At 73.5% G+C, this 15,530-nt stretch carries 13 protein-coding genes; 5 read left to right on the top strand and 8 right to left on the bottom strand.

What is annotated here, in order from left to right; all coding sequences use genetic code 11:
- Positions 1–27: 27 nt before the first annotated feature.
- Positions 28–972 (top strand): PfkB family carbohydrate kinase, encoded by a 945-nt coding sequence (locus IPJ59_RS21160; protein ID WP_293273067.1) that lies wholly within the window; start codon positions 28–30, stop codon positions 970–972.
- A 15-nt stretch (positions 973–987) separates the two neighbouring features.
- Here IPJ59_RS21160 and IPJ59_RS21165 read toward each other — a convergent pair whose 3' ends face one another.
- Positions 988–1,929 (bottom strand): hypothetical protein, encoded by a 942-nt coding sequence (locus IPJ59_RS21165; protein ID WP_293273068.1) that lies wholly within the window; start codon positions 1,927–1,929, stop codon positions 988–990.
- A gap of 100 nt (positions 1,930–2,029) precedes the next feature.
- Here IPJ59_RS21165 and IPJ59_RS21170 point away from each other — a divergent pair, with 100 nt between their 5' ends.
- Positions 2,030–3,844 carry a sulfatase family protein gene (locus IPJ59_RS21170; RefSeq protein ID WP_293273069.1) on the top strand — a complete coding sequence of 605 codons (1,815 nt, stop codon included), beginning with the start codon at positions 2,030–2,032 and terminating at the stop codon, positions 3,842–3,844.
- A 4-nt stretch (positions 3,845–3,848) separates the two neighbouring features.
- Here IPJ59_RS21170 and asd read toward each other — a convergent pair whose 3' ends face one another.
- Positions 3,849–4,694, bottom strand: coding sequence for an archaetidylserine decarboxylase (asd, locus tag IPJ59_RS21175; RefSeq protein ID WP_293251111.1), 846 nt, complete (start codon positions 4,692–4,694; stop codon positions 3,849–3,851).
- Between the two features lie 74 nt (positions 4,695–4,768).
- Here asd and IPJ59_RS21180 point away from each other — a divergent pair, with 74 nt between their 5' ends.
- Positions 4,769–5,641: a hypothetical protein gene (locus IPJ59_RS21180; RefSeq protein ID WP_293251113.1), complete on the top strand. Its 873-nt coding sequence runs from the start codon at positions 4,769–4,771 to the stop codon at positions 5,639–5,641.
- A gap of 15 nt (positions 5,642–5,656) precedes the next feature.
- Here the strand turns inward: IPJ59_RS21180 and IPJ59_RS21185 are convergent, their stop codons facing one another.
- Both IPJ59_RS21185 and IPJ59_RS21190 read right to left on the bottom strand, forming a co-directional pair.
- On the bottom strand, positions 5,657–6,919 hold the full coding sequence (locus IPJ59_RS21185; protein WP_293273070.1) for a fatty acid desaturase: 1,263 nt from the start codon (positions 6,917–6,919) through the stop codon (positions 5,657–5,659).
- A gap of 3 nt (positions 6,920–6,922) precedes the next feature.
- Positions 6,923–7,822 carry an MYXO-CTERM sorting domain-containing protein gene (locus IPJ59_RS21190; RefSeq protein WP_293273071.1) on the bottom strand — a complete coding sequence of 300 codons (900 nt, stop codon included), beginning with the start codon at positions 7,820–7,822 and terminating at the stop codon, positions 6,923–6,925.
- A 165-nt stretch (positions 7,823–7,987) separates the two neighbouring features.
- Here IPJ59_RS21190 and IPJ59_RS21195 point away from each other — a divergent pair, with 165 nt between their 5' ends.
- Complete coding sequence (locus tag IPJ59_RS21195; RefSeq protein ID WP_293273072.1) at positions 7,988–9,337, top strand: PA4780 family RIO1-like protein kinase; 1,350 nt, start codon at positions 7,988–7,990, stop codon at positions 9,335–9,337.
- Between the two features lie 83 nt (positions 9,338–9,420).
- Here IPJ59_RS21195 and IPJ59_RS21200 read toward each other — a convergent pair whose 3' ends face one another.
- Together IPJ59_RS21200 and IPJ59_RS21205 are read right to left on the bottom strand one after the other, a co-directional pair.
- Entirely contained in the window at positions 9,421–9,627 is a 207-nt protein-coding gene (locus IPJ59_RS21200) for a hypothetical protein (RefSeq protein ID WP_293273073.1), read from the bottom strand.
- Positions 9,628–9,669: 42 nt separating this feature from the next.
- Entirely contained in the window at positions 9,670–9,945 is a 276-nt protein-coding gene (locus tag IPJ59_RS21205; protein ID WP_293273074.1) for a hypothetical protein, read from the bottom strand.
- 93 nt (positions 9,946–10,038) lie between these two features.
- Here IPJ59_RS21205 and IPJ59_RS21210 point away from each other — a divergent pair, with 93 nt between their 5' ends.
- Entirely contained in the window at positions 10,039–10,305 is a 267-nt protein-coding gene (locus IPJ59_RS21210) for a hypothetical protein (protein WP_293273075.1), read from the top strand.
- An 81-nt stretch (positions 10,306–10,386) separates the two neighbouring features.
- On the opposite strand, the gene IPJ59_RS21215 is transcribed toward IPJ59_RS21210, so the two are convergent.
- Both IPJ59_RS21215 and IPJ59_RS21220 read right to left on the bottom strand, forming a co-directional pair.
- Entirely contained in the window at positions 10,387–12,129 is a 1,743-nt protein-coding gene (locus IPJ59_RS21215) for a mechanosensitive ion channel (protein WP_293273076.1), read from the bottom strand.
- Between the two features lie 198 nt (positions 12,130–12,327).
- On the bottom strand, positions 12,328–15,471 hold the full coding sequence (locus IPJ59_RS21220; RefSeq protein ID WP_293273077.1) for a protein kinase domain-containing protein: 3,144 nt from the start codon (positions 15,469–15,471) through the stop codon (positions 12,328–12,330).
- Positions 15,472–15,530 lie beyond the last annotated feature (59 nt).

The following is a 15,530-nucleotide window of genomic DNA, read 5'->3' on the forward strand; positions in this document are numbered from 1 at the left end:
ACCGCCTAGCCCCCCAGCCTCGCTCGCATGCACAGCTCCAATCCCCACCTGCTCGTCGTCGGTAGCGTCGCCATCGACTGGATCATCACCCCCCACGCCGAGCGCGAGGAGAGCGTCGGCGGGTCCGCGACCTTCTTCGCGATGGCGGCCTCGTACCTGTCGCGCGTGCGCCTGGTCGGGGTGGTCGGCGGGGACTTCCCGCAGGCGGCGATCGGCGATCTGCGCGATCGCGGGGTCGACCTCACCGGCCTCGAGGTGATCGCCGACGGCAAGACCTTCCGCTGGAAGGGCCGCTATCACGACAACATGAACGATCGCACGACGCTGGCGACCGACCTCAACGTGTTCGAGAGCTTCACGCCGAAGCTGCCGCCGGAGTTTCGCGGCAGCGACTTCCTGTTCCTGGCCAACATCCAGCCGAAGCTGCAGGAGCAGGTGTTCACGCAGATGCAGCGGCCGCGCCTGGTCGGGCTCGACACCATGAACCTGTGGATCTCGATCGCCAACGAGGAGCTGCGCTCGGTGCTGCGTCACGTCGACGTGCTGACGCTCAACGACGAGGAGGCGCGCCAGCTGAGCGGCGAGCACAACCTGGTCAAGGCGGCGCGCGGGGTCCAGCGGCTCGGGCCGAAGAACCTGGTGATCAAGCGCGGCGAGAGCGGGGCGCTGCTGTTCGACCATGAGGGGCACGTGTTCGCCGCGCCGGCGCTGCCGCTCGAGGAGGTCATCGATCCGACGGGCGCGGGCGACAGCTTCGCGGGCGGCTTCATGGGCTACCTGGCGCGCCCGGGCGTCGAGCCCACGGGGGCCAGCCTGCGCACGGCGATGATCTACGGGTCGGTGATGGCGAGCTTCTGCGTCGAGGGCTTCTCCTACGACCGCCTGCGCCAGCTCGACACCGCGAGCATCCAGCACCGCTTCGAGGCGTTCTCGTCGCTGACGAACTTCGCGCGGGCCAACCTGTTGGATTGAGGGCTCGCTCGGGGCTCAGTACTCGTAGCCGAGCTGGTAGTTGACGCAGCTCGCGGGGGGGGGGTCGGCGGGGAGATCGGGGTCGCGGCGGACCTCGATCCACACGCTCGCGTCCTCGTCGAGGCCCTTGCAGTCGAGGTAGGGCTGGAAGCTGCCGAAGCCGCAGCAGCCCTGCTGGCCGAGCGGGGCGTTGTCGGCGACGCTGTCGCCCGGGCACACGACCTTGGTGCCGGCGTTCTTGCACTGGAAATAGACGCAGACCTGGAGGTCGTCGGGGTCGCCGACGACGGCGGGCGCGACCTTGCCGAGCACGCTGTCGATCGCGTCGAAGGTGAACCAGTCGACGTCGCCGGGGCTGCCGAGGGCCTCGCACAGGTAGGTGATGTCGTCGGCGTCGCTCTGCTGCGGCAGGGCGAAGGCCTTGCTCTGGGTCTCGTTTGGTTCGGCGAGGCTCGTGTCCTCGCAGGTCTCGCGCTCGGCGCAGGGTTGGCAGCTGAGGTCGGCGTGGCAGTAGCCGCCGTCGCAGGGGCTGCCCGGGTCCTGCGGGGTGTTCTCGGGCGCGGCGTCGGGGCTGCAGGCGTCGACGGTGCAGCTGTTGCCGTCGTCGGGGAGGTCATTGAGGTCGTCGACCGGGGTGGCGCCGCTGTTGCCGTCGCAGACATAGCTGTGGCAGTCGCCGGGGATGTCGTCGTCGGGCTGGCCGGCGGCGCGGCGGGTGTACACGCAGGCGTCGTCGATGCACTGCACGCGCTCGCACAGCGCGGCCGCGGGGCAGTCGTCGACGCCGACGCAGTGCGTCGGTTCGCCGGTGGTCGGCACGAAGGTGGCGGCGGTCCCGAAGGTGGCGGCCTCGCTGTCGCCCTCGCTGGCGCCCGCGGAGGCGCCGTCCAGCAGGCCGCAGGCGGGCAGCAGCAGGAGGGCGAGTGTGGGGACGAGGCGAGGCAGGGTGGCGAGCATCCGCGGGGATTATCGCCAGATCGGGCGCGGATGCTAAGGTGCCGCGGCGGTGCTGCGCGCGGGTCACAGGGGCGAGGCGCATGGCGCGGACGATCCGGATGTGCGCGGGCGCCGGAGCTCGCTGCGGCGCGCGCTGGCGCTGGTGGGCGTCGGGGTCGCGGCGAAGCTGGTGCTCGTCCTGCTGCGCGCGGCCGATGGGGAGGCGGCCGGGCTGCTCGGTCCCTGGGCGCCGCCGACCCTGCTGTACCAGGAGCTGTGGCCGGTGATCGGGCTCTACGGGCTCGATCGCGCGCTGCTGTCTCTCGGGACCTGGCTCAAGCGACCTGTCCTTGCGGACAGGCTGTGTTGGGGCCTGTACGCGCTGCTGGCGGTGTACACGGCGATCAACGTGCCGATCGCCCGGCAATTCTCGACGCCGCTGACCTACGCCTTCATCGAGGCGGCCGGGGGGGCGCTGCGCGACTCGATCGCGGCGTACGCGACGGCGAGCAACGTGGCGGCGCTGCTCGGGCTGCTGGCGCTGGTGCTGGTGGCTCCGCGGATCGTGCGGGCGCCGCGACGGCCCGTGGCGGCGGTCGTGGTCGGGGTGCTGGTGCTGGTGTTGGGGCCGATCGGGGCGCGGCGCAGCGAGACTCTCGGGCTGCATCGCGGGGCGGTGGCGACGTTGCTCCGGACCTCCTGGGCGCGCCTGGGGCCGCGTTCGGCGGCGCCCCGGGACGGCGCGGCGGCGGCCATCGAGCTGCCGCCCGAGGGGCCGGGGCTCGAGCTCTCGCACCTGTCAGGTGCGGCCCGCGGCTACCACGTGATCTGGGTGATCCTCGAGTCGACCGGGGCGCGGCACCTGCCAGCCTACGGCGCGGCGATCGACGCGATGCCGCGGCTCGGCGAGCTGGCGCGCACGGGCCTGGTGTTCGAGCGCATGTACACGAGCTATCCGGAGAGCATCAAGAGCCTGCTGCCGATCCTGTGTGGGGCCGCTCCGGCGCCGTACAGCGCGGCGAGTGACTACGCGGCCGGGCTTGCGCCTTGCGCCGCGCTGCCGGCGACGCTGGCGGCGGCGGGCTATCGCACCGGGCTGTTTCACTCGGGGCGCTTCATGTATCTCGGGATGCAGGCGATGGTGGAGGGGCGGGGCTTCGACGTGCTGGCCGACGCGGCGGAGATCGGCGGACCGTATGCGGCGAGCTTCGGCACCGACGACCGCTCGACCGCGCGGCGGGTGCTTGGGTTCATCGACGAGCGCGGCGAGCGGCCGGTGTTCGCGCTGTACATGCCGATCGCGGGGCACCACCCGTACCGCTCGCCGGGCGCGGGGACGCGGCCGTTCCCGGCGCACACGGAGGCGGAGCACCATCGCAATGACCTGCACGTCGGCGACGAGGCGCTCGGCGAATTGATCGACGGGGTGCGCGCGCGCGGGCTGATGGATCGGACGCTGTGGATCGTGATGGGCGACCACGGCGAGGCGTTCCACGAGCACCCGGGGAACTTCGCCCACTCGCTGTTCGTGTACGAGGAGAACGTGCACATCCCGGTGATCATCGTGGTGCCGGGGGCGCTGCGGCAGGCGTTGCGGGTGCCGCAGGTCGGCGGGACGATCGACCTGGCGCCGACGCTGCAGGACCTGCTCGGCCTGCCGCAGACCGGCGTCGGGCGATCGCTGCTGCGCGGCGAGCCGGGGGTGGCCCGCTTCTTCACCGATCACAGCACGCTGCTGCTCGGGCTGCGGCAAGATCGCTGGAAGTGCATCGTCGAGCCGGAGGCCGGGCGCACGCGGCTGTTCGACCTCGAGGCGGATCCTGGCGAGACGGTCGACCTCGCGGGACAGGAGCCGGCCCGCAGCGAACGCTACCGCGAGGCGCTGATGGCCTGGTCGGCGCAGCAGTCGGCGCGGCTCGGCACCCACCTGCGTTGAGCGATCACCACAGGCGCTGGCCCATGCGCAGGTGGGCGCCGAGCGGCGGCGGTAGGCCGGCGAGCGCGGGCGGGACCAGGAGGACCACGGTGGAGCCGAAGCTGAAGTGGCCGAGCTCCTCGCCGCGGGCGAAGTGGCGGCCCCAGGGCACGGGGTAGGGGCGGACGAAGTCGCGGCGCTCGCGGCCCTGCAGGTGGATGCCGCCGATCAGGCTGGCGCCGACCATGACGAGCAGGAACTCGGGGCCGGCGTCGCTGCGACAGCGCAGGGTGACCCGCTCGTTGCGCTCGTAGATCCGCGGGATGTGGCGCAGGGCGTCCTGGTTCTGCGGGAAGGCGCGGCCGGAGATCCAGCGCAGATCGACGACGGTGCCGGCGAGCGGCATGTGCACGTAGTGGTAGCCGTGCGGGGTGAGGAAGATGGTGGTGTAGCGGCCGCCCTCGTAGTCGGCGAGCGGCAGCACCGGGCCGCGGCCGCTGGTGAGGCGGGCGAGCGACAGCGGGACGCCCTTGATCTGGAGGATCGCGGCCTCGGCGATCGGTCCGGCGCCGACCACCACGCCGTCGACGGGGGCGATGAAGCCGTCGCCGATCGGGCGCGCGCCGGGTCGGAGGCGGCGCAGGAAGAAGGACTCGAGGCTGGCGAAGGGGCCGGGGAGGTAGTCGTCCATGCGGATCGCGGCGCGCTCGGTCCAGCGACGCACGGCGAGGTCGATCGCCCAGCGCGGCCGCGTGGCCCGGGCGAGCGCGCGGCTGAGGCGGCCGAGCAGGCCGTGCGGCAAGTAGCGATAGAGGCGCAGGAACGTGGCGCTGCGGTGCAGACGGAGCGTCCCGGGCCGGTGCCAGCGCATCGCTCGAGGGTAACACCGGGCGCCCGAGGAATACACGCTGTGGGCCCGCGGTAGCGCTCGCGGAGGGTGTCACGATGGAGCTCGTGGGTCTCGGCGCGGCCGCGGGTCTGTGCCTGTGCACGATCTGGCTGGCGCCGGCGCAGGAGCTGCGCGCGGGCGAGGCGGCGCAGGCCAGGGTGAGCCAGGCGGCGGCGGCGAGTGAGCGTGTCGTGCCTGCGCCGCGGGTGTCGGCCGGGCTCATGCTGCGTGAGGATCGATCGCCGGACACGGGTCCGAAGCTGCGGTCGATCGGCGGCGGGCGGCTCGTGCACGAGGACGGTCGCTTCACCGCGACGATCGCGGCGGACGGCAGCGTCCGGTTCAAGGATGTGTGGGTCAAGCCGAAGGTCGTGGTCGTGGGTCTCGATGTCCTGAGTGGCAAGGCGGACGAGTCGCAGCCGCGCGACGCGTTCGCGGAGCGGGCGGTGTACCCCTTTGGTCCGTCGACGGCGGCGATGCTCGGCGGCGGCGGCGGGGTGCCGGGGCTGGCGGACATGCTGATCGGGACGCGGCACGCGGCCGCGAAGACCCGCTTCCTGCGCGCGACCGAGGCGCTGCGCATGCGGATGGCGTACGCGTGGCTGCGGCAGCAGCTGGAGGCGCAGCTCGGCGAGCTGGTGCCGCGCATGCTGGCGATCTGGCACGACCGGTCGCTCGCGCTGGCGGAGCGGCGGCGGCGGATCTTCGTCGCGTGGGACGAGTGCGCCGAGGCGAGCGCGAGCCCGGGCTCGCCCGCGGAGGCGCTGCGCGGGGAGGCGGCGATGCAGGCCCGCGATCGCATCGAGCGGCTGGTGCGGACGATCGCCCCGTCCGGATCGCCGCAGCAGTTCACGCCGGCCGAGCTGGAAGCGCTGAACGCGGGGCGTCGCAGTCGGCGGCGCTTCGAGCCGTACGCGGCGGGGCCGTGAGGGCCGGGCCAGTGATCAGATCGCTGGTGTCGAGGTGCCGCGCGGGTGCACGAGGTTCAGGCGCTTGAGCAGCGGCCAGGAGACGACGACGCCGGGGCCGCGGCGGCGCCACAGCCAGTCGTGGACCAGGCGCGGCGGGCCGGCGGCGCTGTAGACCGCGGCCCGGTCGCCGACCAGGGCGAGCGGGACGATCACGAGGTCGTGGGTCTGCGGCGCGCGCGGGTCCCAGGTGGCGTGCACGAGCTCGACCGCGAGGTGGCCGCTGGCGGCCAGGTGGGCGCGGGCGCGGGCGAGGTGGCCGGCGTCGGCGTCGACGATCGTGACGCGGGCGGCTGGCCACACGCGGGCCAGGGCGAGGGCGGTGCGCGGGAACAGGCCGCCGCCGATGACGGCGATCCGGACGGGCCTTCGGGACAGGTCGGATGGGACATGTCCTGGAGGACAGGTGGCGGGATCGTGGGACAGGTCGGAGGGGACATGTCCCGGGAGACAGGTGGCGAGCTCGGGCATCAGCCGCGCGAGGGCGCGGGCGTGGCTGGCGACCAGGCGGGCTTGCAGGCGCGGGCTGCGGAGGGCGAGGCGCTCGAGGCCCCCGAGGCCGCGGGCGAGGGCGCTGGCGAGGGCGAGGTGCAGGCCGCGGAGCACCGGGGGCCAGGGGCTGCGCGGGGCGTCGGCGAGGCGGCGGGCGGGGAGGGCGGTCCAGTGGGCGCCGGGCCAGCGGTGGTGCTCGGCGTGGAGGCCGTCGTTGAGCCACAGGAGGTTGTAGAGGCGGCCGTCGTGGGAGACGCCGCCGCGAGCGGCGAAGGGGTGCTCGCCCAGGCCCTGGAGCTGGCACAGGCCGAGGCCGAGGAGGAAGCCGGGGAGGTAGACGAGGAGCAGGAAGCGGGGGGCGAGGACGGCGAGGGCGAGCCAGAGGTGGGCGACGGCGGCGAGCTCGAGGCTGCCCTGGAGGCCGAGGCGGAGCGGGCCGGGGGCCTCGCCGCGGTGGTGGGCGAGGTGGCGGGCGCGCCAGATCGTCTGCGGCACGCCGGTGAGCAGGGACAGGGCCAGCGAGAACAGGCGGTTGGGCAGCCGCGCCCGGAACACCGGGGTGTGCAGGTGGATGTGCGCGGCGGTGTTGGAGACCCACCAGACGACCAGGCCGATCGCACAGGTCGCAAGGGACATGCCCCAGAGGCCATGTCCCGAGAGCCAGACGGTGAGCGGGGCGAGCAGGGCCAGGAGGGCCGGGAGCGCGACGACCCAGGCGTCGCGCGGGCTGTGGCGCCAGCGCGGCACGGGCTAGGCGCGGCGGCGGCGGAGGCCGAGGACGCCGAGGAGGGCGAGCGCGGCGAGGCCGGGGCGGGCCGGGGCGGCGCTGTCACAGGCGCAGCCGCCCTTGTCGTCCGCGCCGCTGGTGTCGGTGGCGGTGGCGGTGGCGGTGGTGTTGTTGCCGCCGCTGGTGGAGCCGGCGCCGCCTTCGGTGGGTGCGGAGGTGGCGGGGGCAGTGTCGCTGCCGCTGCCGCTGCCGGCGCCGCCGGTGCTCGCGTCGGTGGTGGCCGGGGTGCCGCTGGTGGAGCCGGGGTCGCCGCTGGTGGAGCCGGGGGCGGTGGTGGTCTCGGGGGGCGCGGTGGTGGTCTCCGGAGTGCCGGTGGAGCCGAGCTCACCGGTGGAGCCGGGGTCGCCGGTGCCCGAGGTGGTGCCCGGCGGCGGATCGTCGGGCGGCGGGTTCTCGACCTGCCAGGCCTTGATCGCGGCGCAGGGGGAGAAGCCCTGGACCACGCCGAGCGCGATCGGGTAGGCGTCGGGCTTCTGCTCGGGGTCCATCGCGGGGCGCACCGTGCCGTTGTTGAGCTGGCTGTTGTCACCCCAGCCGCGGCAAATGTCGTCGCTGCCGACGGCCTTCTGCAGCTCGGTCCATTGCATGAGGCACATCGGTTGCTCCTTGGGCAGCGCGCAGTTGTAGAGCATGTAGCCGTACTGCGGGACCGAGTAGCCGGGGTAGTCGGGGAAGTCGGGCTGCTGGTTGGCCACCATGAACACGCCGTCGATGCGGACGACCGGGACCTTCATGTTGGGATCGAAGGTGACCTTGTCGAGGCGGCCCCACACGCCGGCGGGGGAGCTGGCGTGGGCGACGGAGGCGAGGCCCAGGGTGGTGAGCACAGCGGCGAGGAGGGGGACGCGGCGCAGGTAAGTCATGGACAGCTCCAATGCGGCGAAGGGAGGGCCGGCAGCCGACCGTATCACAGCGGCGCGGACCGCGATGGCGGCCGACGGTCCGTGGTCGTTGGCGCGTCGCGGAGAACGCGCTACGACCTGGGGCAAGCCCCTAGAGGCGCCGCTTGTGATAATGAGGCGAACCCCATGCGCACCCCGGAGGCCCTGGAGACGCTCGTCGAGTACGGCATCGTCGAGGAGGTGCTGCGCCCGCTGATGAGCGGCAAAGAGGCGCAGATCTTCCTCGTGCGATCGGCCGGCGAGCTGCGCGTGGCGAAGATCTACAAGGACGCGGAGCAGCGGTCGTTTCGCCAGCGCAGCGACTACACCGAGGGCCGCACGACCCGCAACACGCGCGACCGCCGGGCGATGGCCAAGCACTCGCGCCACGGCAAGGCCCAGGACGAGGCGGCCTGGCGATCGGCGGAGGTCAACGCGATCTATCGCCTGAGCGAGGCGGGCGTGCGCGTGCCGGTGCCGTACCACTTCATCGACGGCGTGCTGGTGATGGAGCTGGTCCGCGATCACGAGGGCCAGCCGGCGCCGCGCCTCGGCGACCTGGTGTACGCGCCCGCGGTGGCCCAGCAGATCTTCGACATCCTGCTCGCTGCGGTGGTGCGGATGCTCTGCGCCGGGGTCGTGCACGGCGATCTGTCCGAGTTCAATGTGCTGATGGCCGCGGACGGGCCGGTGGTGATCGACTTCCCGCAGGCGGTCGACCCGGCGAGCAACCTGAGCGCGCGCAAGCTGCTCATCCGCGACGTCGATAATCTCCACACTTTCCTCGGCCGACACTTTCGCGGCTACCGCCCGCTGCCCTACGCGCAGGAGATGTGGGAGCTGTATCAGCAGAACCTGCTGACCCCGGAGACGCGCCTGCGCGGGCGGGTGTCGGCGTCGCAGCGGCCGACGAATACGTCGGAGGTGCTGGCGCTGATCGGCGACGCGGAGCGCGAGCAACGGCGGCGCAGCGGGGCGGCGCCGCAGGGGGCGTCGCAGCGGGGGTCGCCCTCGGGGCCGCGCGGGTCGCAGGGGTCGCAGGGTCAGCAGGGTTCGCGGGGTCCGCAGGGATCGCGGGCATCGCAGGCTCCGCGGGCATCGCAGGCTCCGCGACAGCAGCCAGATCGTGGTGGGCCGCGCGGGCCGAAGGTCGAGGTGGTGGTGAAGCGCGGCGGGAGCTCGCAGCAGGACGCTCGACGCGACGAGGCCGCGAGGCCGGCGCAGGAGCCGCGGCGTGACGGGGCTGCGGCGCCGGCTCGCCAGGAGCCGCGACGCGACGGGGCTGCGGCGCCGGCTCGCCAGGAGCCGCGACGCGACGGGGCTGCGGCGCCGGCTCGGCAGGACGCGCGGGCCGGGGTGCGTGAGGCGAAGGCGCCAGTACAGGATGCCCAGGGCACGGCGGCGGCGCAGGACCCCAGCGCGGACGAGGGCGCGTCGCGACGGCGGCGACGTCGGCGCTCGCGCGGATCGGCGGCCAGCGACGCGCCGGGGGCCTGAGGGCGAGGACGAGGGAGCCACCGCTCGTGGTGCCCACTGGGGTACACTGGCCCAATGACACCGCTCCGATGGCGATGCGCATGTCAGCTCGGAGCGGGCGTTGCGCTCGCGGTGACGTCGGGTTGCGGACCCGTCCAGCCGCTCGCCGAGACCAGCGCCACGGTGGCGGCCGGTACCAGCGATACGAGCAATGGCAGCACCACGAGCGGGACGCCGCCGACTGGCAGCACGACCAGCACGACCAGCACGACCAGCACCGATACCAGCGGCATCGACGACGGCACGTTCATCGTCAAGTCGGACTTCCAGGGTCCCGAGATGGAGTGCGATATCTACGCGCAGGACTGTCCCGCGGGCCAGAAGTGCGCCTGGTGGGGCGTGGGCACCTGGGACGCGACAAAGTGCGTCGAGGTGACGGGTGACAAGGTGCCGGGCGAGGCGTGCACGCCCGTCGGTGGACCGACCAGCGGCATCGACGATTGCGTCGCCGGCGCGTGGTGCTGGAATGTCGACAGCATGAATATCGGCACCTGCGTGGCATTGTGCACGGGTAGCGAGGAGGCCTTGACCTGCCCGCCTGGCTTTGTCTGTCTGACCTCGCGGCTCATCGCCATCTGCTATGAGACCTGCGATCCGCTGTTGCAGGACTGCGAGCGAGACGACGCGCTCTGTCTCCCCGATGGCTTCGAGGGGTTCGCGTATTGCTCCCGCGACGGGGCGGGCTCGCGGGGGTGGCCAACGATCCTTGCAAGGGTCTCGACGACTGCGCGCCTGGCTACGCTTGCCGCCCGAGCGCCGAGGCGCCCAAGGCGTGCCTCCAGGACTTCTACGGCTGCTGCCAGCCCTTCTGCGAGTTCCCGGGCGGCGATTGTCCGAACCCCGATCAGCAGTGTCGACAGTGGTACGACCCGATGAACGAGCTGCCGGCGGGGGCCGAGAAGCTCGGTGTCTGCGCCATCCCGGCGTGACTCGGCGGCGAGGCGACGAGCGAAGCGAGCCTGGCCCGAAGGCCAGGCTCGCTGGTTGGCTGTCCCGGGGGACAGGTGAGCTCAGCGCTGGGGCAGGCGCGGGAAGCCGCCGTCGCCCTGGCCGGGGGTCTTGGCCGGGGGCGGCGCGGCCTGGTCGACGCTGCGGCGGACGATGTCGCCGGCGACGTCGCGGCCGCCGAGGCCGAAGGCGAGGGCCATGGCCAGGCACAGGCCGCCGAACAGCAGGCCGAAGGCGAGCAGGACGAACTCGGGGGCCACGTCGAGCTGGTGGACGGCCATGGTGAAGGCGAAGACCAGCACGGCGTAGCGGGCGAACTCGCCGAGCCAGCGGCTCTGGGTCTCGCCGGGGGCGGCGCTGCGGGCCCGCACGAGGTCGCGGACGTAGTTGCCGATCGCCACGCCGACGCCGACGATCGCGACCGCGACGAGCACGTGCTTGAGCAGGTAACCGAGGAAGCCGTTGAGGTAGTGCGACCAGGTGTCGAGCTCGAGGTTGTCGCAGGCCTGGGCGGTGGCGAGGAGGATCACGGCGAGCTGGACCAGGAAACCGACCAGCTCGCTCGGGCGCTCGAGGTTGTCGGCGCGCGGGCTGAGGGCGGGGAAGCCGAGGCGGGCGGCGAGGTCGTCGAAGCCGAGGTTCTTGAGGGTGGCCGCGGCGGCGCCGCGCAGCAGGCGGCCGATGAACACGCCGGCGAACACCACCAGGGCGGACACGGCGAGGTTCGGGAGGAGCAGCCAGAAGCGGGCCATCATCGCGGTGAGCGGGCCGCTGAGGGTGACGAGGCCGAGCTCGTTGAGCGCGGCGACGCTGGTCTGGAACACGATGAAGGCCATGGCGAGCAGGCCGACGACGGCGCTCGGGCGGGTGTGGCCGAACAGCTTGCCGAGGCCGAGGCGGTCGACGAGGCGGTTGAAGCCGAGGCTGTCGAGGAGGTTGTGGAGGACGACGCGGACGACGCGGCCGAGGACGTAGCCGGCGAGCACGAGCAGGGCGGCGAAGCCGAGCGAGGGGACGACGGCGATGACGCGGTCGAGGGCGTTGTGCAGCGGCTCGGAGATCGGGGTGATGTGGAGGGCATCGAAGGCGCCAGCGAGGCCGGCGACCATGACGAGCCAGAACACGATGTCGCCGGCGGCGCGCGAGAAGGGCTTGGCGTCGGCGGCGGGGGCGTCGGCGGCGGGCTGGTCGGGGCTGCTGAGCTCGGCGAAGCGGGCGTCGAGGCGCAGGCCGGAGATCGCGGCGCCGACGAGGCGGCTGAGGATGAGGCCGGCGAAGTAGGCGATGACGACGATCAGCGCGGCCTTGCCGACCAGCGGGAGGGCCTGGATCACGGTGTCGACGAGGCCCTGGATCGGACCGGCGGCCTGGCTGAGGCCGGCGAACTGCAGCACGCCGACGACGACGAGCAGCATCAACATGTAATAGACGACGCGGGCGATGGCCCGCTCGAGCGCGTTGGGCTGGCTCGGCTTGCCGGCGGGCTGGCCGTCGCTGAGCACGCCGAGGTGCAGCTTGGCGGCCAGCTTGTTGTCGAGGCTGGTGCGACACAGGCCGCGGTACACGGCGAAGGAGATGAGCTTGGCGACCAGCCAGCCGCCGAGGAAGAGCAGCAGCGAGAGCAGCACCTGCTTGCCGACGACGAGCGCGTCGCTCGAGAGCAGGTCCTGGACGGAGTCCCACCAGGTCGGCCCGCTCGGCGCGCCGGGGCGAGGTACGGGCGCCGGGGTGGCGGCGTGGGCGAGGCCCGAGGTCCATGCGGACGCTCCGAGCAGCAGGGTCAGGACACATCGTTGCAGCTTCACGGCAGATCCTCCGAAGATTGGCGCCGCATACGGCGGCGAGGCCGTTACGATCGTTCACCGGCGGCCGCGTTGACAAGCCGCGGCATAGTGTTCCGTGACGGGCGAAGCTCGGCGGGCGCGCGAGAATGGCGATCACATGGCCCAAAGGACAGTCGCCGCTTGTCGCCGCGTGGGGCGGTCGTGCGCGCTCGCGGACTCTCAGGGCCCCGGGAGCGGGTGCTCGCGCAGCCACTGCTGGACCTCGGCGAGCGCCGCGAGGGCGCCGGCGCGGCGGTGGGCGTCGGCGGCGGTGCGGGCGAGGACGTGGGCGCGCGGGCGGTCGCGCTTGCTGTCCCAAAGGACACGCGCGTGTTGGAGGTCGAGCGAGGCGAGCAGGCTCGGCAGCTGCTCGCGGGTCGCGAGGACGCGGGCGCGATCGAGGTCGGCGAGCGCCGCGTCGTACTGGCCGATGCCGTTGTGGGCGGCGGCGAGGACCAGCAGGGGCTCGATCAGCCAGCGAGCGTCGGGGCCGTGGTCCTTCTCGATGGTGGCGACGAGGGCCTGCAGCTGCGGCTGCGCGGCCGCGGCCTCGCCGGCCTCGACGCGCTGTTGCAGCAGCAACATCTCGGCCATCAGGGCGTAGAGGTGGGTCGCGCCGAAGGCGGCGGCGGCGGTGGTCCGGGCGCGCTCGGCGAGGACGCGGGCGGTGGCGAGGTCGTGCTCGGCGGTCGCGATCTGGGCGCGGGTGAGGAGGGCGAGGGTGAGGCCGCCGGGGTCGGGGTCGGGGCGGCTGTCCCAGGCCCGCACGGCGCGCTCGGCCAGCGCCCGCGCGGGGGCCAGCGAGCCCTCGATGAGCAGCACGTTGGCGAGGCGCTCATGCATGATGATCACCGAGGGGTAGTCGGCGCCGAAGTGCAGCTCCCAGACGATGCGGGCCTCGTCGTAATAGCGGCGGGCCTCGTCGTAGGCGCCGCGCTGGAGCGCGAGGTCGCCGAGCGCGGCGAGCGGGAAGGCCAGGCGATCGTGGCGCGGCGGCAGGCTGGCGCGCCAGATCTGGAGGGCTCGACGCTGGGCGGCCTCGGCCGCGGCGTTGTCGCCGAGCAGGGCGTAGGTGCCGCCGAGGTTGGTTAGCACGTTGGCGATGCTGGGGTGGCCGGGCCCGAGCGAGGCGCTGCGCATGGCGAGCGCGCGCTGAGACAGGGCGATGGCCTCGTCGAATTGACCGACGGTGCCGAGGAGGCTGGCGAGGTTGCCGATCGCAGCGGCGAGGGCGTCGGTGTCGGGGACGGGGGCGGCCTCGTGGGCCGCGATGGCGGCGCGGTAGGCCGCCTCGGCGCCGGCATAGTCGCCGCTGCGCGCCGCGATGCCGCCGCGGGCGGCGTGCAGGCGGGCCTCGGTCTCGGGGCTGCGACCGACGCGGTCGAGCAGGGCGTCCGCGTGGCGGAGCCAGCGGAGGCCGACCTCGGGGTGGGCGAGGCGATCGCCGGTGAGGTTGGCGAGGTTGAGGGCGGACTCGAGGGCGAGCTCGTCGCGGCCGAGGGCGAGGGCGTCGAAGTAGGCGGCCTCGAGGTCGCGCTCGCCGGGGCCGTGCTCGGCGAGCTCGACCTCGATGACGCCGAGGCTCTGCTCGGCGAGGGCGCGGAGGTGGCGGTCGTCCTGGCGGACGGCGACGGCGAGGACCTCCTGCGCGAGCGTGCGGGCGGCGGCGAATCTCCCGGCGCTGGACTGGGCGCCAGCGGCGGCGAGGCGGCGGCGGGCCTCGGCGACGGCGAGGGCCAGCGCAGGATCGGCGGGAAGGGCCTCGGCGCGCTCGAGGGCCTCGAGGTCGGCGCAGGCCTCGACGGCCGGGAGGGCGCGGACCGCCGCGACGGCGTGCTCGACGACGTCGGCGTCGGCGGCCGCGAACACGGCGAGCACGGCGAGCAGCTCGTCGCGGCGCTGCTGCAGGCAGAGCATGCGGCGGTCCATGAGCGCGGGCGACTGGGTGCGGCGGACGTTGGCGGCGAGGCAGGCGTCGGTGTGAACGGCGAGCCAGCGGGTGCGGTAGTCGTCCAGGTGCTCGGCGACGCGGTCGGCGGTGTCGGCCGCGTAGGCGAGCTTGGTGGCCGCGAAGGCGCGGTCGATCTCGGCGCGCGGGGCCTCGCCCCAGGCCTCGGCGAAGGCGGCGGGCGCCCCGGTGCACACGTCGGCGCGGGCGGCCGCGTAGGCGCCGAGGCCAGCGCCCAGCATCGCGACCGCGAGGACCGCGGCGGCGATGCGTCCGCGGCGGCGACGGAGCAGGCGCTCGAGCTCGGCGAGCAGGGCCGGGAGCGAGGGCCAGCGCTCCTTCGGCGCGGCCGCGAGTCCGCGCAGCACCAGGCGGTGCAGGCCCTTGGGCAAGCGGACGGGGCGACGCGGCGGATCGATCGCGCCGCCGAGCTTGGCCATCTCGAGGGCGTAGATGTTCTCGCCGGAGAAGGGCCGGTTGCCGAACAGGCCCTCGTAGAGCGCGACGCAGAAGCTGAATTGATCGGAGCGCTCGTCGACCTCCTCGCCGCCGCGCTGCTCGGGGGCCATGTACGCGGGCGTGCCGATGAAGGCGCCGTACTGGGTGAGCGGGCTGGACAGGGTGGAGGAGAAGGTCTCGTGCAGGCTCTCGCTGCTGAGCTCGCGCTGCTGCGAGGGCACCGCGCCGGCCGAACGCGCGAGGCCGAAGTCGAAGACGTGCACGCTGCCGTCGCTGCGCACGAGCACGTTGCTGGGCTTGAAGTCGCGGTGGATCACGCCGACCGCGTGGGCGGCGACCAGGCCGTGGCCGGCGGCGAGGAAGGTCTCCACGACCTCACGCCACGAGCGTGGTCGTTCCTCGAGCCAGCGGGCGAGGGTGACGCCCTCGATGTACTCCATCACCAGGAACACGCCCTGGCCGGTGTCGTCGCGGTGGCCCTGACCGTAGAGGGCGCCGGCGTCGTAGGTGCCGACGTCGTAGACGGCGACGACGTTGGGGTGCGAGAGCTTGGCCAGCGCCTGGGCCTCGCGGTGCAGCCGGGCGTGGGCCTCGGCGGCGGGCTCCTGATCGTCGCCGCCAGGGCGCAGCAGCTTGATCGCGACCTTGCGATCGAGGCTGGGATCGTAGGCGAGGTAGACCAGGCCCATGCCGCCGGCGCCGAGCCGTGAGAGCAGGCGGTAGCGCGAGATGACCAGGTCGCGCTCCCGCGGGCTGAGGCTCGAGCGGTCGAGCTCGGGGGGCAGCTCGCGCTCCAGGGAGAGGCCGGCGCGGCTGCCCGAGAGGACCGAGGGTGGGGCGGCGGTCGCGAGCAGGCTGCCGGCGACGGTGGCGTCGCTGCCGATGTCGAACTTCGGCGGCTTCGGTGCGTCGCTCACGCGGCCAGGTTAACAAAGACCACGCCGCCCCGTGGATGCGCGGATCGGCGAGGCGATGG

The sequence above is a fragment of the Nannocystis sp. genome, from assembly GCF_016714285.1.
Taxonomy (GTDB): Bacteria; Myxococcota_A; Polyangia; order Nannocystales; family Nannocystaceae; genus Nannocystis.